Raw genomic sequence first — 20,016 nt, 5'->3', positions numbered from 1 at the left:
TCAGTCCACCGCCCCGTCGTCCAGCAGGGCCTCGGTGATCAGGCTCTGCCGGGCGTGCGAGAACCGTCCCCGGTTCCAGTGGAAGATCACGGCGTGGGCGGCGGCGCGGCGCGGGCCGCGCACCGCGTCACCGGACTCGAAGTAACCGGTGCGCCAGTGGTCGGCGGCCCGGCGCACCGCCTCGCCATGGCGTTCCTGGTCCGCGCGCCACGGCTCGGGCAGGCCGGCGAGCAGCTGTGCGCGGGGCTGTTCCCAGTGGGCGCGGATGCCCTCGGCCGCCCGGCGGAGCCCGGTGTCGTGCAGTCCCTCGGGCAGGACGCGTCCGGTGTCCGTGCGCACCGCGTCCCAGACGCCGCGGTGTTCCCAGCCGGCGATGCGCAGGCCGTCGAACATCTCGCGGAGCAGGAAGAGGGAGAGCCGCCAGTCGGCCGCGGGGAGCCCGGCGGTGTCCCCGGACAGCCGGGCGTGGTGGTCGAGCCAGGCCAGGGAGTCCGCGGTGAACACCTCGTGCACCCACGGCATGGAGCAGGGGCCGCCGAAGAGGTAGGACTCCGGCTCGTACACCGTGCACACCGGCGGGCCGGCCAGACCGTCGAACTTCCCCACCCGGTCCAGGAGTTCGGCCCGCAGCGCTACGGTGCCGTCGGCTCCGTACGCCTGGAAGCGCAGGCGCAGGCCGGGCGGCTTGTGCATGAAGAAGAAGGCACGCGCGGTCCGTGCGCCGAGGAGGTCGTGTGCGGTGCCCGCGAGCCATGCGTACAGGCGCTGCCATGACGGCGGCTGCGGGGCCAGGTTCACCTGGACCCAGCTGGCCTCGGGGTGCTTCACCACCGGCATGGAACCTCCGTATGTCGTGTTTCGGGCACGGCGGGGCTGCTCACGGATCGCCCGAGGGGCCCGCGGAGTGGGTACCGCGGACCGGCCCGGGTGTCGGGTGAGGCCCTGGTTCGTTCTGTGCGATCCGCGCTTTCATGTGCTGTGGCGCGTGGTGCCCCGCGGAACTCGCGGTCGGACCGGATGCGCCGGACGGGAGCGGAACCGTCCTTCTCGCCTGTGTCGGCCTGCTCAGGCCCTTCATCCAGCTCATTTCCCGCATCAACACCAGCTGAAAGGAAAATGACCTTTAGTCATATGATGGATGGGTGTGCGCGTGGTGTGATCCCTGCGGCACAAGCGCAGCCGGCCGCGCCGTCGCACGGCTCGCCGGTCATCGCCGCTCCCCCGTGCGACCGCCGCGTGACCTGCGTGAACGCCCCGCCGAGGGCGCCCCGGTGGGAGGTCCTACGGGCCCTCGATGCCGATGATCGTCCCGAACGGGTCACGGAGCTGTGCGATACGGCGGCCCGGCTCGATCGTCAGAGGTCCGCGATGGTGCTCGAAACCGGCCACCAGCAGTCGCTCCCGGACCTCGGTCACGTCGGCCACGTTCCAGTACACGACCGGGCTGCCGCCCCTCGGGTTGCGCACGTCGTCGGCGGGGTGGAAGCCGAGTTCGACCCCACCGGTCTCCACCCAGGCGTAGACCGCGCCCGTGTCACCGACATCGACCCGTGCCGGGACGCCGAGCAGCTCCCCGTACCACCGCGCGGAGGTTTCGGGGTCTTCCGCGAACACCATCACGGTGCGTACGCCCTCGAACATGATCCGCCTCCGGAGGGGATCACCTTGCGACGCGCGGTCCGGGTGGACGCGGGGCGCCCGCCGCCGATCGTTCCGGGCAGGCGTTCGCGCCGGTGCGCACAGGAGTGCCGCGATCTTCGAAGCGGGCTTCGAGCGCCCCCGTTCCCGCCTGTCTGCGCAGGTCGCAGCCGTGCCACGCTGCTGCTGACCAGGGCACGGAGCCCTGATCACCGTCAGGAGAAGGGGTTCTCGTATGCACCGCATCAGCGCGCTCACCGTCACCTCGATCGCCTTGGCCCTGGGGCTCGGCGCCGGACCCGTCGCGGTCGCGGCGGCACAGAACGCCGCCGTCGGGAGCGCCAGGGCTTCCTACAGCTGCAGCCCCGGATATTTCTGTATCTACAGCGACTGGAACGGAGGTGGCACCCGCTGCCAGTGGTCGGACAAGCAGCGGGCGAATACCGCCGACGACTGCTCCTTCATCCAGCGCGGCCAGAACGTCCGCTCCGTGTGGAACGCGACCGGGCACCGCGTCCAGTACTACACCCAGACCAACTACAACGCCCGGGTCGGCTCCACCCCCGCCGGTAACGGCGGCAACCTCCAGGGGAACTACCAGATCCGTTCCTTCAAGCCCCAGTAGGCGACGAGGACGACACGGAGGAGCCCTCCCCGGCCCACCCGGCCGGGGAGGGCTCCTCCGTGTCCGGGCGGGCGTGCTGCGCATCACCCTGGACAGCCTCGGTGACCCCCGGGTAACTTCTAAACACATCTGAGCAAGCGCTTAGCCAGGCTGGCCGGAGCCCGACCGAAGCTGACCAAGGAGGCACCCCGTGCGCCGTACGGTATTCAACGAGGACCACGAGGCGTTCCGGGAGACCATCCGCGCCTTCATCGAGGCCGAGGTCGCCCCCGTCTACGACGAGTGGTTCGCGGCCGGCCAGGTGCCTCGCGACTTCTACTACAAGCTTGCCGAGCTGGGCATATTCGGCATCGAGGTGCCGGAGGAGTTCGGCGGCGCCGGGGTCGAGTCCTTCAAGTTCGAGGCGATCATCTCCGAGGAGTGCGCCCGCGCGGCCGTCAACTTCGGCGGCTCCGGCGTGCATGTGCTGCTCTGCCTGCCGTACATCAAGGCGTACGCCACCGAGGAGCAGAAGAAGCGCTGGCTGCCGGACTTCGTCACCGGCAAGGCGATGTACGCCATCGCCATGACCGAGCCGGGCACCGGTTCCGACCTGGCCGGCATGAAGACCACCGCCAAGCTCTCCGAGGACGGCACCCACTACATCCTCAACGGCGCCAAGACGTTCATCACCGGTGGCGTCCACGCCGACCGGGTCATCGTCTGCGCCCGCACCGACGCGCCCAGGGCCGACGACCGCCGGCACGGCATCTCCCTGCTCGTCGTCGACACCAAGTCCGAGGGCTACTCGGTCGGCCGCAAGCTCGACAAGCTGGGCCTGCGCACCTCCGACACCGCCGAACTGGCCTTCGTCGACGTCAAGGTGCCGGTCGAGGACCTCCTCGGCGAGGAGAACAAGGGCTTCTCCTACCTCGGCCAGAACCTGCCGCAGGAGCGCCTCGGCATCGCCGTCGGCGCGTACGCCCAGGCCAAGGCCGCCGTCCGGTTCGCCCAGCAGTACGTGAGCGAGCGCACCGTCTTCGGCAAGACCGTCGCGTCCTTCCAGAACACCAAGTTCGAGCTGGCCGCCTGCCAGGCCGAGGTGGACGCCGCCGAGGCCGTCTGCGACCGCGCCATCGAGGCCCACGACGCCGGTGAGCTGACCGCCGCCGAGGCCGCCTCCGCGAAGCTGTTCTGCACCGAGGTCGCGCACCGCGTCATCGACCGCTGCCTCCAGCTGCACGGCGGCTACGGCTACATGAACGAGTACCCGATCGCCCGCCTGTACGCGGACAACCGGGTCAACCGCATCTACGGCGGCACCAGCGAGGTCATGAAGTCGATCATCGCCAAGTCCATGGGCCTGTGAGAGCGGCTACGTTCGTTCCATGAGCTCAGCACTCGACGCCCTGCTCGATCTGCTCGACCTGGAGCAGATCGAGCGGGACATCTTCCGGGGTACGAGCCGTTCGGCCCTCGTGCCCCGCGTCTTCGGCGGCCAGGTCGCGGCCCAGGCCCTGGTCGCCGCGGGCCGCACCGTCCCCGCCGACCGGGCCGCCCACTCCCTGCACTCCTACTTCCTGCGGATGGGCGACCCGGGCGCACCGATCGTCTACAGCGTCGACCGCATCCGCGACGGCCGCTCCTTCACCACCCGGCGGGTCGTCGCCGTCCAGCACGGCCAGCCGATCTTCCATCTCTCGGCCTCGTTCCAGACGTACGAGGAGGGCCTGGAGCACCAGGCGGCCATGCCGTCCGCCCCGGACCCGGAGACGCTGCCCACCGCGGCGCAGATGCTGCCCCGGTACGCGGACCGCTTCAGCGGGCCGGACGTCGTGGACCGGCTGATCGAGGCGCGGGCCGCGGTCGACCTGCGGTATGTGGACGCCCCGCCCTTCGGCAGCGTCGGCGAACCGCGTGAGCCCCGCTCCCAGGTGTGGTTCCGCACCAACGGCAAGCTCGCGGACGATCCGCTGCTCCACGTCTGCATGGCGACGTACGTCTCCGACATGACACTGCTCGACTCGGTGCTCCTGGCCCATGGGCGCGGTGGCTGGGCGGTCGGCGACGTGGTCGGCGCGAGCCTGGACCACGCGATGTGGTTCCACCGGCCGTTCCGGGCCGACGAATGGCTGCTGTACGACCAGGAGTCGCCGTCCGCCTCCGGCGGGCGCGGGCTCGGCCAGGCCCGGATCCACACCCAGGACGGCCGGCTGGCCATCACCGTCATCCAGGAGGGCGTGGTCCGCGTCCCCCGGGACTGACGCGCCCCGCGCCGACGGGCCGCCGGCCGCCGGTTCGGAGATACTCCCCACCATGAGCGACAAGACCGTGGACGGGACCGTGGGCGGCGCGAAGTCCGGCGGCGGGGAGTCCGCGTTCACCGTCGTCGTCGCGGCGGCCGCCAATCTCGGCATCGCCGTCGCGAAGGTGGTCGCCGGGCTGATCAGCGGGTCGAGCGCGATGCTCTCCGAGGCGGCGCACTCGGTCGCCGACACGGTCACCGAACTGCTGCTGCTCACCGCGCTGAAGCGCAGCGAGAAGCCCGCGGACGAGGAACACCCGCTGGGCTACGGCCCCGAGCGCTACATCTGGGCGTTGCTCGCCTCCGTCGCCACGTTCGTCGGCGGCGCGGTCTTCTCCGTGTACGACGGCATCCACACCCTCGCGGCGGGCGAGGAACTCGGCGATCCGCTCGTCTCGTACATCGTGCTCGCGGTGGCCTTCCTGCTGGAGGGCTACTCGCTGCGCACCGGGCTCCGCCAGGTCCGCGGCGAGGCCGCGCGGCTGCGGGCACCGGTCGGGCACTACTTCCGCCACACCCCCGACACCGCGGTCAAGGCCGTGGTGATGGAGGACTCGGCGGCGCTGGCGGGTCTGCTGCTCGCCGCGGGCGGACTGCTCGGCGGCCAGTTGACCGGTTCCGGGGTCTGGGACGGCATCGCGTCGATCCTGATCGGCCTGCTGCTGGTGTACGTCGCCTGGGTGCTGGGCCGCTCCAACGCCCAGCTGCTGATCGGCCGCCCGGTGCCGAAGGCGATGCGCGCCGGCATCCACGAGGAACTGCTCTCCGTCCCGCACATCATCGAGGTACTGGAACTCACCACGCTCGTCCAGGGCCCGGCAGAGATCCTGATCGCCGCGAAGATCGACTTCCGGGACGCCTCGACCGCCGGCCAGATCGAGTGGGCGTGCGAGGAGGCCGAGGAGCAGTTGCGCGAGCGCTATCCGTCGGTCCGCCGGGTGTACCTGGACCCGACCCCGGGCCTGAGGCAGCGGCTGCGCGGGCCGGGCGGGACCGGCACCGGCGGCGGTACCGGGCCGGTCTGACCCGGCCCCGCGGCCGGGAGCCGCGGACCCGCACCGCTCCCGGTCCGGCCCCGGTCCGGCCCCGGTCAGCTCTGCGTCAGCCCCGCCGCGTCCAGCAGATACTCCGTCATCGGGTCGTAGAACCGCGGGTCCAGCACATGGTCGTCCAGCGGGACGGCGACCTGGAGCGTCCCCTCCGCCTCGCCGAGGAAGAGCGCCGGGTCGTTGCAGTCCGCGTACCCCACCGCGTCCAGCCCGCGCTGCGCCGCGCACCCCGCCCAGCCGTGGTCGGCGACCACCAGGTCGGGCAGCGGGCGGCCCTCGCGCTCCAGGCCGTCCAGGATCGCGGCCATCGGGGCGGGCGAGTGCGTGTGCCAGAGCGTCGCGCCGCGCTCCTGCACCGCGACGTCCGCGAACTGGAACACCATGCCCTCGTCGGCGATCAGCCCCGAGGGGATCGTCACGATCTCGCATCCGGCGGCCCGCAGCGCGGCCGCGGTCTGCCGGTGCACGTCGAGGAGCCCGCCCGGGTGCCCGGTCGCGAACAGCACCCGTTCCGCCCCCGCCACGGCCTTCCGCAGCCGCGCCGCCATCCGCTCCAGCGCGTCGACCGTGAGCTCCGGGTCGATGGTGTCCTGCCCGAACCGGTGCTCCGGGTCGTCGCTGACCCCGCAGCGCTCGGCCATCACCGCCAGCACGTCCTGCTCGTCGCGCCACCGGTCCCCGAGCTCCAGCCCCAGCCAGTAGTGGCGGTCGCCGTTGGCGAGCTTGCGGTAGTGGGAGAGGTTGTTGTCGCGCGGGGTGGCGACGTCTCCGGCTATACGCGTGCGGACGAGGTGTTCGACGAGGGCGGCACGGCTGGGTATCGGCATGAACCCATTGTGCCGTCAGGTGTGCGCAGTGTGCCGGGTGTCCTGCACGACGGGCGGGCCGGATCCGGCCGCCGCTCAGGGCAGCCGGGTCGAGTGCGTGATCTTCTGCAGGTGGTAGTACTGGGCGACGCACTTCGCCGGCCACGCCCGCCGGCCGTTATTGCCGAAGGGCTCCAGCATCCCGCTGACCGACACCGGCGTGTACGGGAGCACCCGGGCGCCGCGCGCCGCTCCCTCCCGCAGCGCCCGGTCCTGCCGGTCCCAGCGCTGGGCACGCACCTCCATCTGCCGTTCCAGCCGGAGCAGCGGGACGGCGAGGCCGACGCAGGCGGCGGCGCACATGGCGGCGGCGACACCCGCCGTCACCGTACGGATCCCCCACCGGCGGGCCCGCAGCCGCCGCCCCAGCAGGGCCCCGGCGCCGACCAGGAGCAGCAGGAACAGCAGGAGGAAGTCGCCCCAGATGCGCGACGCACCGCCCGCGCTCGCCCCGAAGGCGGGGTAGACGATGACGACGCAGAGGTAGCCGGAGACCAGGAAGGCGAGGAATCCGGCGAGGACCACGAGGAGGGGCCTGCGGCGCAGCGGCCCGTCCGGCCCGTCCGGCACGTCCGTTCCCCGCTCGCCACCGCGCACCAGCAGGCCCAGCAGCACGCCGACGGCGACCGCTCCCAGGTACGGCCAGGTCGTGAAGACCGTCCCCAGGACGTGCGCGAACGCCCGCAGCGCCCCGGTCAGTGCCTCCGGGCCGAACATGGAGGTGCTGTCGGCACCGAACCGTGCACGCCGGCTGCGCGCGCCGGGCGACAGGTACAGGATGGCCGTCCCCGCGGCGACCCCGGCGAAGGCGACGATGCACCAGATGCGCGTGCGGGTCCGGCCGGTCCCGGGAAGGGCCCACCGGCTCATCAGCAGGACGGTGGCGAGTACGACGAACGCGACGATCGCCGTCTCCTCCGACAGGGTGCCGATGAAGATCCCCGCCAGGTACGCGACGACGAGCGCGAAGTCGCGCCCCCGCCGCGTCCGTGCGCGCAGCAGCGGGATCACGGCGGCGCAGGCCAGCACCGGTGCGACGGTGTGCGAGACGGAGTTGGCGGGCCAGTAGAACGCCTTGTACGGGTTGGGCGTCGCGAAGAAGAAGAGCGCCGCCGTCGTCGCGCCCACCAGCAGTGCCAGCCCGCGTGGCGCGGTCAGTCCGGCCCTCTTGAGCGCGGAGGCGATCAGCGCCCAGAGGATGCCCAGCATGAGCACCCCGCTGACCAGGGCGAACCATTGCTGGCCCGGGACGCCGAAGGCTCCGTACCCGATGACGAGCAGCGCGTTGGCGATGCGTCCGTTGTCGTGGAGGAAGAACTTCCCGATCATCCCGGAGGCGCCCCCGTCCCGTACGACCGGGAGGAAGCACCAGTCGTCCCCTCCCGGGCGGACCAGCCGGCCGATCCAGAAGGCCGCGCCGAGCAGGGCGAGCGGCAGCAGGGCGAGGCCCGACGTCCCGATCGCCGCCCACCGCCGCGCGGGGGGCCGACCGGGTTCCGGCGGCCGGGTGGATTGTTCGCCCTCGGCCTGTGTGCCGGCGGATTTCGACGTGTCCGTGGTCATGTGCACTGGTGCCCTTCGTACGTTGCTCGCGTCCTTGACGGCAGGGTCTGGAGGCTCAGGCGGTGGGTTCAGGGTGTGGTGTGTCCGGTACTGCTCCCGGCCGGGCCGCCGCTCTGCCGGGCGAGGGCGGCACCGGAGTCGATGGCCCAGCGGGCGAGCAGGAACGAGAAGGGGGTGGCGAGGATCCCCGCGGCCACGGCGGCGATGTTCTTGTCCATGCCCAGCCTGCTCACGCCGAGGTAGAGCAGAATTCCGGTGAGTACGAGATTGACGACGCTCGACAGCGGATACCGGACGAAGGCATGCCAGGTCGGCTTCGTGCGGCAGGTGATGCAGGAGTTGAGCAGGAATGACCCCACGACGCTGACCGTGTATCCGATGACGTGTGCGGCCAGATAGGGAATCCAGGAATTCAGCGAGGCGTATACCGCCAGATATACCGCCGTATTGATGATTCCGATCAGCCCGAATTCGATGAACTGGCGCAGGGTGCGCCTCCTCGACGCCCCGAGCGCGGTCGCCCCGGTGCGTCGCACCGACGGCCTCCCGCCCCCGGGGGCGGACGGGCCCGAACGCACCCCGGCCGGGATGTCGACCGGGGGGACGTACGGGGATTCGCTCGTCTCCCGCACCAGGTAGTGCGGGCGGCGTTTCGACTCGGAGTAGATCCGTCCCACGTATTCGCCGATGACGCCGAGCGTGGCGAGCTGGATTCCGCCGAGCGCCACGACGGCGGTCAGCAGGGTGGCGTAGCCGGGTACGACGACACCGTGGAGCACGACGCCGACGATGGTCCACACGGCGTATCCCAGTGCCGCCAGCGCGAGCGCGAGGCCGATGTGGATGGCCAGGCGCAGCGGATGGCTGTTGAAGGAGATCAGTCCGTCGATCCCGTAGTTGAGCAGGCGTCTGCCGCCCCACTTCGAACGCCCCGCCGCGCGCTGGATGTTCCGGTAGGTGAAGCCGACGGTGTCGAAGCCGATCCAGGAGAAGATCCCCTTGGAGAACCTGTTGGTCTCGGGCAGGGCGAGCACGGCGTCCACCGCGGTGCGTGACAGCAGCCTGAAGTCGCCCTCGCCGTCGACGACCTCGATGTCCATGCACCGGCCCATGGCCCGGTAGTAGAGGGCGCTGAGAAAGGTGCGCAGGACGCCTTCGCCCGCGCGGTCGCGCCGCGCGACGACCTGGTCGTAGCCGCGCTGCCGCAGCTCCAGCATGCGGGGCAGCAGTTCGGGCGGGTGCTGGAGGTCGGCATCCATGAGGACGACGGCGTCACCGCGGGACATGCGCAGTCCCGCGAGCATGGCGGCCTCCTTGCCGAAATTACGGCTGAAGGAGGTGTAGCGGACCCGTCGGTCCGCAGTGGCGAGCAAACCGATCCGGTGCCTGGTCCGGTCGCTGCTGCCGTCGTCGACATAACAGATCTCGAAGGTCCGCCGAGTCGGTTCGAGGGCGGAGATCAACGCACGGTGGAATACCTCGATGACCTCGTCCTCGTTGAAACAGGGGACAACGATCGAAACCTGACATGTTTTCATTTAAATTCCCCATCAGGCGTGGGCGGGACAGCTCAAACCATAAGCCTGAGGGCCTCGCGAAACCGCGTCCGACGGAGCGCTTCGAGGAAAAGGAAAGGGAATATGAGGAGACACCTCACCCTTTTCCCATCAATTCATATATTCAAGGCCGGGCGAAAACCGCGGACACACCCGCCGGACACCCGTCCACCCGCCCTACGCGCGGGCCGCCGCCTCGAACGCCCCGCGTGCCAGCCGGTGCAGCAGCGCCGCCGTGTCCGCACGGTCCGGCAGGGCGCCGGGGCGGCCCAGGTGCGGGGTCGAGTTCAGCAGGCCGAAGACGGCGTGGACGGCGGCGCGGGCCTCGTGCTCGGGCAGGTCCGGGTACATCTCGCGGACCACCTCCACCCACACCTCGACGTACTGCCGCTGGAGCTGGCGGACCCGCTTGCGGTCGGCGTCCCGCAGCCGGTCCAGCTCGCGGTCGTGGAGGGTGATCAGGGGGCGGTCGTCGAGGGCGAAGTCGATGTGCCCCTCGATGAGTGCGTCGAGCAGGGCCTGCGGGGAGCCGTCCGCGCAGGCGGCGTCCTCCGACACGCGCAGCTGCCCGCCCGCCAGCAGCCGCTCGCTGATCCCGACCAGCAGCTCGGCGAGCATCGCGTCCTTGCCGGGGAAGTGCCGGTAGAGCCCGGGGCCGCTGATGCCGACGGCGGCACCTATCTCGTCGACACCGACGCCGTGGAAGCCGCGCTCGGCGAAGAGGCGGGCGGCCTCCTTGAGGATCTGCTCGCGGCGGGTGGGGGCGTCCGTCCTCGTGGTCATGGATTCGATTCTAGACAGTCCGGTTAGCGAACGTTAACTGGTGCGGGTCGCGCCCACAGCGTCACTGTGCGCAGCAGCCACTCCACCGGCCCGAGCCGGTACCGGCGCATCAGCCACCCGCTGAGCGCGAGCTGGCCGGCGTACAGCACGAGCGCCCCGCAGACCGCTGCCGCGGCACCCGTGCGGCCGTACAGCCCGAGGCCGTACCCGGAGAAGACGAGGGCCATGACGAGGGACTGGGTCAGGTAGTTGGTCAGTGCCATCCGCCCGGCGGGCGCGAGGACCCGGGCCGCCGCGCCACCGCGCGGCGTGGTGAACCACATCAGCAGCCCGGTGGCGTACGCGGCCGAGAGCGCCGGGGCCGCGACCATGCCGACCGCCAGGCCCAGCAGCACCCAGCGCTCCGACAGCGGCCCCACGAGCCCCGCGGCGGAGAGGACCGCCCCGGGAACCCCGATCGCGAGACCCGTCAGGCAGACGCGGCGCAGCCGTCCCCGGTCGGCGAGCGCGGCCGGGCCGAGCCACTCCCCCCGGCCGGCCACGAACCCCATGAGGAAGGCGGCGACGACGAACCCGCCCATCAGCGGAACCGCCGCGAGCATGTCGGGCAGCGCCCGGATGTTGGCACCGACGACCTCGGCGAATCCGCCCCGGTAGGCGGCGGTCAGCTCGGCCTTCACCGTGACGGATCCACCCAGCTCGCCGGGGTCGAGCAGCGACGCCCCGAGCCCGAGCAGCAGCAGGAGGCCGGCGGCGACGCCGAACACCCACAGCGCCGCCCGCCGGACGGTGGCGGGTCCGGCGTTGCGGACGGCCAGCAGGACGAGCCCGAGCAGGGCATAGATCATCAGGATGTCGCCGGTGTACAGCAGCACCGCGTGCGCGAACCCGAGCACGAGGAGTGCGGCGAGCCGCCGCGACATCCGGGGCACGAAACGTGCTCCGGCACGGGCGGCCGAGTCCATCTGGAGGGTGAAGCTGTATCCGAAGAGGAAGGAGAAGAGCAGGTAGAACTTCGACTGCGCGAGCAGGACGACCAGCCATTGCACGGCGCCGTCCCCCGCGTGCACCTCCGCGAGCCCCTCCCTGGCACCGGGAGGTCCGGCGGTCGTCATGAGATTCACGACCAGGATCCCGGCGAGCGCGAACCCGCGCAGGGCGTCCACTTCGAGGACGCGCGGCCCCGCGGCCACCTCCCCGGCCGCTCCCGCGCCCACGCCCCGCACCGTCTTCGACTGCTGCGTCATCCGTCTTTCCCCCACCCCGAAGGCCATCGCCGGTCCACGACCGGCGCCGCCCCGGGTCAGGGAGCGGCGCGGGCCATTATTCCGCCCCGGCATTCCGCCCTGGACAAGCCTGTTAGCGCTCGTTAACCTGGAGACGGACGTTAACGGTCACTAACTACTGCGGTACGGGCAAGGGGGCTCGACACGATGCAGCAGGCACCGGTGCTGGCGAGCGCGGCCGATCCCGCCTCCGAGGCCTGGAAGGCCAACGAGGCGGCGCATCACGCGCTCGCCGACGAGCTGCGTGAGCGGCTCGCCACGGCCAGGCTCGGCGGGGGTGAGAGGGCCCGCGCCCGGCATGTGGCGCGCGGCAAGCTGCTGCCCAGGGACCGGGTGGACACCCTGCTCGATCCGGGTTCCCCGTTCCTGGAGCTGGCCCCGCTGGCGGCCGAGGGGCTGTACGTGGGCGCCGCCCCGGCGGCCGGGGTGATCGCCGGGATCGGCCGGGTCAGCGGCCGGGAGTGCGTGATCGTCGCCAATGACGCGACCGTCAAGGGCGGCACGTACTACCCCATGACGGTGAAGAAGCATCTGCGCGCCCAGGAAGTGGCGCTGGAGAATCGTCTCCCCTGCCTCTATCTCGTCGACTCGGGCGGTGCGTTCCTGCCGATGCAGGACGAGGTCTTCCCCGACCGGGAGCACTTCGGACGGATCTTCTACAACCAGGCCCGGATGTCGGGGGCCGGCATTCCGCAGATCGCGGCGGTGCTGGGTTCGTGCACGGCCGGCGGGGCGTACGTCCCCGCGATGAGCGACGAGGCCGTGATCGTCCGCAACCAGGGCACGATCTTCCTGGGCGGCCCCCCGCTGGTGAAGGCCGCGACCGGCGAGGTCGTGACGGCCGAGGAGCTCGGCGGCGGCGAGGTGCACTCCCGTACGTCGGGGGTGACCGACCATCTCGCCGAGGACGACGCGCACGCACTGCGGATCGTGCGGAACATCGTGGCCACCCTGCCGGACCGGGGCGCGCTGCCGTGGTCCGTGCGGCCCGTCGACGAGCCGGAGGTCGACCCCGCGGGTCTGTACGGTGCCGTCCCGGTCGACTCCCGCACCCCGTACGACGTGCGGGAGGTGATCGCCCGGGTCGTCGACGGCTCCCGGTTCGCCGAGTTCAAGGCCGAGTACGGGACGACGCTGATCACCGGCTTCGCCCACATCCACGGCCACCCCGTCGGCATCGTCGCCAACAACGGCATCCTGTTCTCCGAGTCGGCCCAGAAGGGCGCCCACTTCATCGAGCTGTGCGACCAGCGCGGCATCCCGCTGGTCTTCCTGCAGAACATCTCCGGCTTCATGGTGGGCCGGGACTACGAGGCCGGCGGCATCGCCAAGCACGGCGCCAAGATGGTGACGGCGGTCGCCTGCACCCGTGTCCCGAAGCTGACCGTGGTGGTCGGCGGTTCGTACGGCGCGGGCAACTACTCCATGTGCGGCCGGGCCTACTCCCCCCGCTTCCTGTGGATGTGGCCCAACGCGAAGATCTCCGTCATGGGCGGCGAGCAGGCCGCGTCCGTCCTCGCCACGGTCAAGCGCGACCAGCTGGGCGACGACTGGAGCACGGCGGACGAGGAGGCCTTCAAGGCCCCGATCCGCGAGCAGTACGAGACGCAGGGCAACGCGTACTACGCCACGGCCCGGCTCTGGGACGACGGTGTGATCGACCCGCTGGAGACCCGGCAGGTGCTGGGACTCGCCCTGACCGCCTGTGCCAACGCCCCCTTGGGCGATGCCGGCTTCGGCGTCTTCCGGATGTGAGGAACAGATGACGATGTTCGACACGGTTCTGGTCGCCAACCGCGGCGAGATCGCGGTACGTGTCATCCGCACGCTGCGGGAGCTGGGCGTCCGCTCGGTCGCCGTCTTCAGCGACGCGGACGCGGACGCCCGGCACGTCCGGGAGGCCGACACGGCGGTACGGATCGGGCCCGCCCCGGCCGCCATGAGCTATCTGAGCGTGCCCGCGCTGCTGGACGCGGCCCGCCGCACCGGTGCGCAGGCGGTCCACCCGGGATACGGATTCCTCGCCGAGAACGCGGGCTTCGCGCGGGCCTGCGCCGAGGCGGGGCTGGTCTTCATCGGCCCGCCCGCCTCCGCCATCACCCTGATGGGCGACAAGATCCGGGCCAAGGAGACGGTCGCGGCGGCCGGGGTTCCGGTGGTGCCCGGCTCGTCCGGGAGCGGGCTCACCGACGACCGGCTGGTCGACGCGGCCCGCGAGATCGGGATGCCGGTGCTGCTGAAGCCCTCGGCGGGCGGCGGCGGCAAGGGCATGCGGCTGGTGCGCGACGAGACTCTGCTCGGGGACGAGATCGCGGCCGCGCGGCGCGAGGCGCGGGCCTCGTTCGGCGACGACACCCTGCTGGTGGAGCGGTGGATCGACCGCCCACGCCACATCGAGATCCAGGTGCTGGCCGACGCCCACGGCAACGTGGTCCACCTCGGCGAGCGCGAGTGCTCGCTCCAGCGCCGCCACCAGAAGATCATCGAGGAGGCGCCCTCGGTCCTGCTCGACGAGGAGACCCGGGCGGCGATGGGCGAGGCGGCCGTCCAGGCGGCCCGCTCCTGCGGCTACGTGGGCGCGGGCACGGTGGAGTTCATCGTCCCGGGCAACGACCCCGCCTCGTACTTCTTCATGGAGATGAACACCCGCCTCCAGGTCGAGCACCCGGTCACCGAGCTGATCACCGGCCTGGACCTGGTGGAGTGGCAGCTGAGGGTCGCGGCGGGCGAGCAACTCCCGTACGGCCAGGAGGACATCAAGCTCACCGGCCATGCGGTCGAGGCCCGGGTCTGCGCGGAGGACCCGGCGCGCGGCTTCCTGCCCTCGGGCGGCACGGTCCTCGCACTGCACGAGCCGCAGGGCAACGGGGTGCGGACGGACTCCGGGCTCGGCGAGGGCGGCGAGGTAGGCAGCCTGTACGACCCGATGCTGTCGAAGGTCATCGCGTACGGCCCCGACCGCGCCACGGCCCTGCGCCGGCTGCGGGCGGCGCTCGCGGACACGGTGATCCTCGGCGTCCCCACCAACGCGGGTTTCCTGCGCCGGCTGCTCGCCCACCCGGCGGTGGTGGCGGGCGATCTGGACACCGGTCTGGTGGAGCGCGAGGTGGACGGCCTGGTGCCGGAGGGCGTGCCCGAGGAGGTGTACGCGGCAGCGGCACTGCTGCGGCGGTCCACGGCCCCCGCCGCCTCCCCCGCCGGCGCCTCCGGCTGGGTCGACCCGTTCTCGGTGGCGAACGGCTGGCGGCTCGGCGGCACCCCGGCCCGCACGGTGCTGGACTTCCGGCTGCCGGGCCACGACCCGGTGCAGGTCTCGCTGCGCTCCTGCCCGGCCGGTACGGAGCTGACGTTCGGCCACGTCGGGGAGGGCGCGCAGCCGCCGGCGCCCGTGACGGGGGCGTGCGGTCCGCTGGCCCCGCTGCCGGGCGGCAGGGAGACGGCCAGGCTGGTCGAGGTCTCCGGGCCCCGCCTCTCGCTCGAACTCGCCGGTGTCACCCACGCGTTCACCCACGCCCCCTCCCCGGACGGCGTGTGGCTGGGCCGGGACGGCGACAGCTGGCACGTACAGGATCACGACCCGGTGGCGGCGTCGCTGGCCGGCGCGGGCCGTTCCGGTGCGGACACCCTCGCCGCGCCCATGCCCGGGACGGTCACCGTGGTGAAGGTGGCGGTCGGGGACGAGGTCGTGGCCGGTCAGAGCCTGCTCGTCGTCGAGGCGATGAAGATGGAGCACGTCATCTCCGCCCCGCACGCCGGGACCGTGACCGAACTGGACGTCAGCGCCGGCAGCACGGTCGCCATGGACCAGATCCTGGCCGTGGTCGCCCCCGTCGAGGCTCCCGGGGAGGAAGCATGACGACGTCCCGCACCCTGCCCATGACCGTGCCGGCCCAGGATCTGCCCGCCCGGGTCCGGATCCACGAGGTCGGTGCCCGCGACGGGCTGCAGAACGAGAAGACCGTCGTACCGACCGGGGTGAAGGCGGAGTTCATCCACCGGCTCGCCGCCTCGGGCCTGACCACCGTCGAGGCGACCAGCTTCGTGCACCCCAAGTGGGTGCCCCAACTGGCCGACGCGGAGGACCTGTTCCCCCGTCTCGCCGACATCGGCGGCGTCGCCCTGCCGGTCCTCGTGCCGAACGAACGCGGCCTGGACCGGGCGCTGGCGCTCGGTGCCCGCCGGATCGCCGTGTTCGGTTCCGCGACCGAGACGTTCGCCGCCCGCAACCTCAACCGCACGGTCGACGAGTCGCTCGCCATGTTCGAGCCGGTCGTGGCGCGCGCCAAGGCCGGGAAGGTGCATGTCCGCGGCTATCTGTCGATGTGCTTCGGCGACCCGTGGGAGGGGCCCGTCCCCGTCCACCAGGTCGTGCGGGTGGCCAAGGCGCTGATGGACCTCGGCTGCGACGAGCTCTCCCTCGGCGACACCATCGGCGTCGCCACGCCCGGCCATGTGCGGACCCTGCTCGCCGAACTGAACGAGGAGGGCGTGCCCACCGACACCATCGGCGTGCACTTCCACGACACGTACGGCCAGGCCCTCTCCAACACCCTCGCCGCGCTCCAGCACGGGGTGACCACGGTGGACGCCTCCGCGGGCGGCCTCGGCGGCTGCCCGTACGCGAAGAGCGCCACCGGAAACCTCGCCACCGAAGACCTCGTGTGGATGCTCCAGGGCCTCGGCATCGAAACCGGGGTCGATCTCGACGCGCTCACCGCCACCAGCGTGTGGCTCGCCGACCAACTGGGCCGACCCAGCCCGTCCCGTACCGTCCGCGCGCTCTCGGTGCGATAGACACCCGTCCCCACAAGGAGTGACCCCTGCCATGTCCCTGGACCACCGGCTGACCGCCGAGCACGAGGAACTGCGGCGCACCGTCGAGGAGTTCGCGCACGACGTCGTCGCGCCGAAGATCGGCGACTTCTACGAACGGCACGAGTTCCCGTACGAGATCGTGCGGGAGATGGGGCGGATGGGCCTGTTCGGGCTGCCGTTCCCGGAGGAGTACGGCGGCATGGGCGGCGACTACCTCGCCCTCGGGATCGCCCTGGAGGAGCTGGCCCGGGTCGACTCCTCCGTGGCGATCACGCTGGAGGCCGGGGTCTCGCTCGGCGCGATGCCCGTCTACCGCTTCGGCACCGAGGAGCAGAAGCAGCGGTGGCTGCCGAGGCTCTGCTCGGGCGAGGCGCTCGGCGCGTTCGGCCTGACCGAGCCGGACTGCGGATCGGACGCGGGCGGCACCCGGACGACGGCGGTGCGCGACGAGGCCGCCGGCGAGTGGGTGATCAACGGCTCCAAGTGCTTCATCACCAACTCCGGTACGGACATCACGGAGCTGGTCACGGTGACGGCGGTCACCGGCCGCAAGGAGAACGGCGCCCCGCGGATCTCCTCGATCATCGTGCCGTCCGGCACCCCCGGTTTCACCGTCGCCGCCCCGTACTCCAAGGTCGGCTGGAACGCCTCGGACACCCGGGAGCTGTCCTTCGCCGACGTCCGCGTCCCGCTGGAGAACCTGCTGGGCGAGGAGGGCCGCGGCTACGCCCAGTTCCTGCGCATCCTGGACGAGGGCCGGATCGCCATCTCCGCCCTGTCCACGGGCCTCGCGCAGGGCTGCGTCGACGAGTCGGTGAAGTACGCCGCCGAGCGGCACGCGTTCGGCAAGCCGATCGGCACCAACCAGGCCATCCAGTTCAAGATCGCGGACATGGAGATGCGCGCCCACATGGCCCGTGTCGGCTGGCGCGACGCGGCCTCGCGCATGGTGGCGGGCGAGCCGTTCAAGAAGGAGGCGGCGATCGCGAAGCTGTACTCCTCGACGGTGGCGGTGGACAACGCCCGCGAGGCGACCCAGATCCACGGCGGCTACGGCTTCATGAACGAGTACCCGGTCGCCAGGATGTGGCGCGACTCCAAGATCCTGGAGATCGGCGAGGGCACGAGCGAGGTCCAGCGCATGCTGATCGCCCGCGAACTGGGCCTCCCGGCCTGACCGGACGACGGCACGGGCCGGGCGGGCGGGGCGGGGCGGAACCGCCCGGCGGCCCGCCCGGCCGCTCAGCCCGTGGGAGCGGGGCCGGCCGGCAGGTGGACGGTCATGATCAGGGTGCAGGTTCCGTCCCCCGCGCCCCGGTAGGCGTGCGGGGTGTCGCCGTCGAACGTGGCGGTCTGGCCCGCTTCCAGGGGGTGCTCGGTACCGTCGACCACCAGGGTCATCCGGCCGGAGGTCACGCTGACGGTCTCCACGACCCCTGCCTGGTGGGGGTGGCTGGGGTACTCCTCGCCCGGTTGCAGCCGCCAGCGCCAGAGCTCGACGGGGGCCGGGCCTGAGGTCGTCAGTACGAGCCGGGCCTCACTGCCCTTCGCCCCGGTCCACAGCGGGGCCACGGCATCGGCGCTCACGACACGGACCCGGCCCTCGGGCGGTCCCTGCATCAGGGCGGAGACCGGGATGCCGAGGGTGTCGGCCAGCCGGACCAGGGTGGCCAGGTTGGGATTGCCCTGGGCCTTCTCCAGCCCCACCAGGGCGCCCTTGCTGACCTGGGCGCGCCGGCTGAGCTCCTCCAGCGACAGGCCGGCGCGGGTGCGGGCCGCCCGGACATTGTGCGCAACCGTCCGCAGGGCTGCGGCCGTCTCGGCCACCTGATCACCATCCTTGCAAGTGGAACACTTCAATGCACCGTACGGTCGGTTGGTTGACACCACCCGGTCGGTCCGTTGTACGGTGCGGTCGTTCCATTGAATGGTAAGGGATGTCCTGTGCTTGCTCTGCTGCTCGCCCTGGGCAGCTCACTCGCCTACGGGTGCGCCGACTTCCTCGGCGGCCTCGGCGCCCGCAAGGCACACGTGCTGCGCACCGTGATGATCGCGGCGCCGGCCAGCCTCGCGGTCGAGCTGCTGCTGTGGCCGCTCCTCGGTGCCTCGTTCGGTGCCGGTGCCCTCGGCTGGGGTGCCGCGTCGGGGGTCGCCTCGGCCGCCGCGTTCGCCATGCTCTACCGGACCCTGGCGATCGGCCCGATGAACGTGCTCTCCCCCGTCACCGCGCTGGTCTCCGCCGCACTCCCGGTCGGGGTGGGGCTGACACAGGGCGAGCACCTGGGCGCCGCCGGGCTGGTGGGCCTGCCGCTCGCGCTGGCGGCGGTGGTACTGGTCAGCGCCGGACGCGGCGCGGAGATGGCACGCCCTTCCCGTACCGCGTTGCTGCTGGCCTTCGGCGCGGGCGCCGCCATCGCGCTCCAGCTGGTCTTCCTGCACCAGGCACCGTCCGACAGCGGGGTGGCCCCGCTGATCGTGGGCCGGACCGTCTCCTCGGCCATCACCCTGGCCGCGGCGGGGCTGCTGCGCCGCAGGCTGGGCTCCGAGCGGCCCGCGTACGCGATGTCGGCGACCGCCGGCATGCTGGACTCCCTGGCGAACCTGATGTTCCTGCTCGCCGCCCGCAGCGGGGACCTCACCGTCGTCGCCGTGATCACCGCCCTCTACCCCGCGGGCACGGTCCTGCTCGCCCGGAGCGTCCTCGCCGAACGCATCCACCGCGGCCAGCTCGTCGGCCTGGGCACCGCCGCCGTCGCCGTCGGCCTTCTCGCCCTGACCTGACGCGGGCCCACCGCTCACCACCCGCACCGCACCGCACCAAGGAATCCGCCATGCCCTCCTTCCACCTCTCCCCCGCCGTCGCCGACGCCTTCCCCGACACCCTCATCGCCCTGGTCACCGCCACCGGCCTGCGCGGCCACGAGCCCTGGCCCGACACCGCCGCCGAACTGGCCGACCTGGAGCGACGGATCGCCGACGGAAGCTGGCTGCCCGCCGACGAGACCGACCCCCGGATCGAGGCCTGGCACAGCGCCTACCGCTCCTTCGGCACCAACCCGCGCCGCATCCGCCCCAGCGTCGACGCACTCGGCCGCCGCCTCGCCAAGAAGGGCGCCCTGCCCCGTATCAACCCGGCCGTCGACTCCTACAACGTCGTCTCCGTCCGGCACGGCCTGCCCGCCGGGGCCTTCGACCTGGACCGGGTCACCGGCGAGGTCGTCATCCGCCGGGCGGACGGCACCGAGTCCTTCACCCCGCTCGGCGAACCCGGCACCATCGAGAACCCGAAGCCCGGCGAGATCATCTACGCGGACACCACCGACGTCCTGACCCGCCACTGGAACCACCGCGACGCCCACCGCACCCGCGTCACCGAGGACTCCACCCGCGTCGCCTTCGTCCTCGAAACCCTCCACGCCGGCCGTGACGGCCATCTCCTCACCGCCGCGGCCGGGGAGCTGCGGGACCTGCTCGCCCCGCACGCCGAACGGACCGCGGTGCACCACCTCGGTCCGGCACAGCCCCGGGTCACCGTCTGAGGCCTCCGGGGC

At 71.9% G+C, this 20,016-nt stretch carries 18 protein-coding genes; 10 read left to right on the top strand and 8 right to left on the bottom strand.

The genetic code is table 11. The annotated features are described in order from the left end of the window. Together ACWCPY_RS32935 and ACWCPY_RS32930 are read right to left on the bottom strand one after the other, a co-directional pair. Complete coding sequence (locus ACWCPY_RS32935) at nucleotides 1-837, bottom strand: thiopeptide-type bacteriocin biosynthesis protein (protein WP_451271176.1); 837 nt, start codon at nucleotides 835-837, stop codon at nucleotides 1-3. Nucleotides 838-1,281: 444 nt separating this feature from the next. Continuing rightward, the gene (locus tag ACWCPY_RS32930; protein ID WP_451271174.1) at nucleotides 1,282-1,641 is read right to left on the bottom strand and encodes a VOC family protein; all 360 of its coding nucleotides are present in this window, start codon (nucleotides 1,639-1,641) and stop codon (nucleotides 1,282-1,284) included. 232 nt (nucleotides 1,642-1,873) lie between these two features. On the opposite strand from ACWCPY_RS32930, the gene ACWCPY_RS32925 reads away from it, so the two are divergent. The 4 genes from ACWCPY_RS32925 (at nucleotide 1,874) to ACWCPY_RS32910 (ending at nucleotide 5,572) form a co-directional block, all read left to right on the top strand. Continuing rightward, complete coding sequence (locus tag ACWCPY_RS32925; RefSeq protein WP_403771567.1) at nucleotides 1,874-2,263, top strand: peptidase inhibitor family I36 protein; 390 nt, start codon at nucleotides 1,874-1,876, stop codon at nucleotides 2,261-2,263. Between the two features lie 190 nt (nucleotides 2,264-2,453). Continuing rightward, nucleotides 2,454-3,611: an acyl-CoA dehydrogenase family protein gene (locus ACWCPY_RS32920; RefSeq protein ID WP_451271172.1), complete on the top strand. Its 1,158-nt coding sequence runs from the start codon at nucleotides 2,454-2,456 to the stop codon at nucleotides 3,609-3,611. A 19-nt stretch (nucleotides 3,612-3,630) separates the two neighbouring features. After that, nucleotides 3,631-4,506, top strand: a complete 876-nt coding sequence (locus ACWCPY_RS32915) for an acyl-CoA thioesterase (protein WP_451271170.1) — start codon at nucleotides 3,631-3,633, stop codon at nucleotides 4,504-4,506. Between the two features lie 52 nt (nucleotides 4,507-4,558). Beyond that, nucleotides 4,559-5,572 (top strand): cation diffusion facilitator family transporter, encoded by a 1,014-nt coding sequence (locus ACWCPY_RS32910; RefSeq protein WP_451271168.1) that lies wholly within the window; start codon nucleotides 4,559-4,561, stop codon nucleotides 5,570-5,572. A 65-nt stretch (nucleotides 5,573-5,637) separates the two neighbouring features. Here ACWCPY_RS32910 and ACWCPY_RS32905 read toward each other — a convergent pair whose 3' ends face one another. From ACWCPY_RS32905 to ACWCPY_RS32885, 5 genes are all read right to left on the bottom strand, one after another. Further along, nucleotides 5,638-6,423: a phosphatase gene (locus ACWCPY_RS32905; RefSeq protein WP_329820849.1), complete on the bottom strand. Its 786-nt coding sequence runs from the start codon at nucleotides 6,421-6,423 to the stop codon at nucleotides 5,638-5,640. Between the two features lie 75 nt (nucleotides 6,424-6,498). Beyond that, nucleotides 6,499-8,025: a DUF6056 family protein gene (locus tag ACWCPY_RS32900; RefSeq protein ID WP_451271166.1), complete on the bottom strand. Its 1,527-nt coding sequence runs from the start codon at nucleotides 8,023-8,025 to the stop codon at nucleotides 6,499-6,501. A 68-nt stretch (nucleotides 8,026-8,093) separates the two neighbouring features. Next, a complete protein-coding gene (locus tag ACWCPY_RS32895; protein ID WP_451271164.1) occupies nucleotides 8,094-9,563 on the bottom strand; it encodes a glycosyltransferase in 1,470 nt (489 codons plus the stop codon). A 195-nt stretch (nucleotides 9,564-9,758) separates the two neighbouring features. Further along, nucleotides 9,759-10,364, bottom strand: coding sequence for an SACE_7040 family transcriptional regulator (locus ACWCPY_RS32890; protein ID WP_451271162.1), 606 nt, complete (start codon nucleotides 10,362-10,364; stop codon nucleotides 9,759-9,761). Between the two features lie 23 nt (nucleotides 10,365-10,387). Next, nucleotides 10,388-11,611 (bottom strand): DUF418 domain-containing protein, encoded by a 1,224-nt coding sequence (locus tag ACWCPY_RS32885; protein WP_451271160.1) that lies wholly within the window; start codon nucleotides 11,609-11,611, stop codon nucleotides 10,388-10,390. A gap of 186 nt (nucleotides 11,612-11,797) precedes the next feature. Here ACWCPY_RS32885 and ACWCPY_RS32880 point away from each other — a divergent pair, with 186 nt between their 5' ends. From ACWCPY_RS32880 to ACWCPY_RS32865, 4 genes are read left to right on the top strand one after another with little or no spacing between them, the layout of a single operon-like run. Further along, nucleotides 11,798-13,405 carry a carboxyl transferase domain-containing protein gene (locus ACWCPY_RS32880; RefSeq protein ID WP_451271158.1) on the top strand — a complete coding sequence of 536 codons (1,608 nt, stop codon included), beginning with the start codon at nucleotides 11,798-11,800 and terminating at the stop codon, nucleotides 13,403-13,405. 13 nt (nucleotides 13,406-13,418) lie between these two features. Continuing rightward, entirely contained in the window at nucleotides 13,419-15,506 is a 2,088-nt protein-coding gene (locus ACWCPY_RS32875; RefSeq protein WP_451271190.1) for an acetyl-CoA carboxylase biotin carboxylase subunit, read from the top strand. Beyond that, nucleotides 15,503-16,444, top strand: coding sequence for a hydroxymethylglutaryl-CoA lyase (locus tag ACWCPY_RS32870; protein WP_451271156.1), 942 nt, complete (start codon nucleotides 15,503-15,505; stop codon nucleotides 16,442-16,444). The genes ACWCPY_RS32875 and ACWCPY_RS32870 overlap by 4 nt, the downstream gene beginning before the upstream one ends. Nucleotides 16,445-16,475: 31 nt before the next feature. After that, complete coding sequence (locus tag ACWCPY_RS32865; RefSeq protein WP_451271154.1) at nucleotides 16,476-17,642, top strand: acyl-CoA dehydrogenase family protein; 1,167 nt, start codon at nucleotides 16,476-16,478, stop codon at nucleotides 17,640-17,642. Nucleotides 17,643-17,707: 65 nt separating this feature from the next. On the opposite strand, the gene ACWCPY_RS32860 is transcribed toward ACWCPY_RS32865, so the two are convergent. Then, nucleotides 17,708-18,292: a helix-turn-helix domain-containing protein gene (locus ACWCPY_RS32860; RefSeq protein WP_451271152.1), complete on the bottom strand. Its 585-nt coding sequence runs from the start codon at nucleotides 18,290-18,292 to the stop codon at nucleotides 17,708-17,710. A gap of 117 nt (nucleotides 18,293-18,409) precedes the next feature. On the opposite strand from ACWCPY_RS32860, the gene ACWCPY_RS32855 reads away from it, so the two are divergent. Then, nucleotides 18,410-19,246, top strand: a complete 837-nt coding sequence (locus ACWCPY_RS32855) for an EamA family transporter (RefSeq protein WP_451271150.1) — start codon at nucleotides 18,410-18,412, stop codon at nucleotides 19,244-19,246. Between the two features lie 50 nt (nucleotides 19,247-19,296). Beyond that, on the top strand, nucleotides 19,297-20,004 hold the full coding sequence (locus ACWCPY_RS32850) for a B3/B4 domain-containing protein (protein ID WP_451271148.1): 708 nt from the start codon (nucleotides 19,297-19,299) through the stop codon (nucleotides 20,002-20,004). Nucleotides 20,005-20,016 lie beyond the last annotated feature (12 nt).

The organism is Streptomyces sp. NPDC002403, from assembly GCF_053593015.1.
Note: the sequence above shows the minus strand (reverse complement) of the source record. Positions and strands in the feature narration are given on the sequence as shown.

What these genes read in the sequence shown, in the direction of transcription:
- ACWCPY_RS32885 (WP_451271160.1), bottom strand. Translation starts at nt 11,611, where the DNA reads ATGACGCAGCAGTCGAAGACGGTGCGGGGCGTGGGCGCGGGAGCGGCC.
- ACWCPY_RS32910 (WP_451271168.1), top strand. Translation starts at nt 4,559, where the DNA reads ATGAGCGACAAGACCGTGGACGGGACCGTGGGCGGCGCGAAGTCCGGC.
- ACWCPY_RS32870 (WP_451271156.1), top strand. Translation starts at nt 15,503, where the DNA reads ATGACGACGTCCCGCACCCTGCCCATGACCGTGCCGGCCCAGGATCTG.
- ACWCPY_RS32875 (WP_451271190.1), top strand. Translation starts at nt 13,419, where the DNA reads ATGTTCGACACGGTTCTGGTCGCCAACCGCGGCGAGATCGCGGTACGT.
- ACWCPY_RS32900 (WP_451271166.1), bottom strand. Translation starts at nt 8,025, where the DNA reads ATGACCACGGACACGTCGAAATCCGCCGGCACACAGGCCGAGGGCGAA.
- ACWCPY_RS32925 (WP_403771567.1), top strand. Translation starts at nt 1,874, where the DNA reads ATGCACCGCATCAGCGCGCTCACCGTCACCTCGATCGCCTTGGCCCTG.
- ACWCPY_RS32890 (WP_451271162.1), bottom strand. Translation starts at nt 10,364, where the DNA reads ATGACCACGAGGACGGACGCCCCCACCCGCCGCGAGCAGATCCTCAAG.
- ACWCPY_RS32880 (WP_451271158.1), top strand. Translation starts at nt 11,798, where the DNA reads ATGCAGCAGGCACCGGTGCTGGCGAGCGCGGCCGATCCCGCCTCCGAG.
- ACWCPY_RS32915 (WP_451271170.1), top strand. Translation starts at nt 3,631, where the DNA reads ATGAGCTCAGCACTCGACGCCCTGCTCGATCTGCTCGACCTGGAGCAG.
- ACWCPY_RS32935 (WP_451271176.1), bottom strand. Translation starts at nt 837, where the DNA reads ATGCCGGTGGTGAAGCACCCCGAGGCCAGCTGGGTCCAGGTGAACCTG.
- ACWCPY_RS32850 (WP_451271148.1), top strand. Translation starts at nt 19,297, where the DNA reads ATGCCCTCCTTCCACCTCTCCCCCGCCGTCGCCGACGCCTTCCCCGAC.
- ACWCPY_RS32930 (WP_451271174.1), bottom strand. Translation starts at nt 1,641, where the DNA reads ATGTTCGAGGGCGTACGCACCGTGATGGTGTTCGCGGAAGACCCCGAA.
- ACWCPY_RS32905 (WP_329820849.1), bottom strand. Translation starts at nt 6,423, where the DNA reads ATGCCGATACCCAGCCGTGCCGCCCTCGTCGAACACCTCGTCCGCACG.
- ACWCPY_RS32865 (WP_451271154.1), top strand. Translation starts at nt 16,476, where the DNA reads ATGTCCCTGGACCACCGGCTGACCGCCGAGCACGAGGAACTGCGGCGC.
- ACWCPY_RS32895 (WP_451271164.1), bottom strand. Translation starts at nt 9,563, where the DNA reads ATGAAAACATGTCAGGTTTCGATCGTTGTCCCCTGTTTCAACGAGGAC.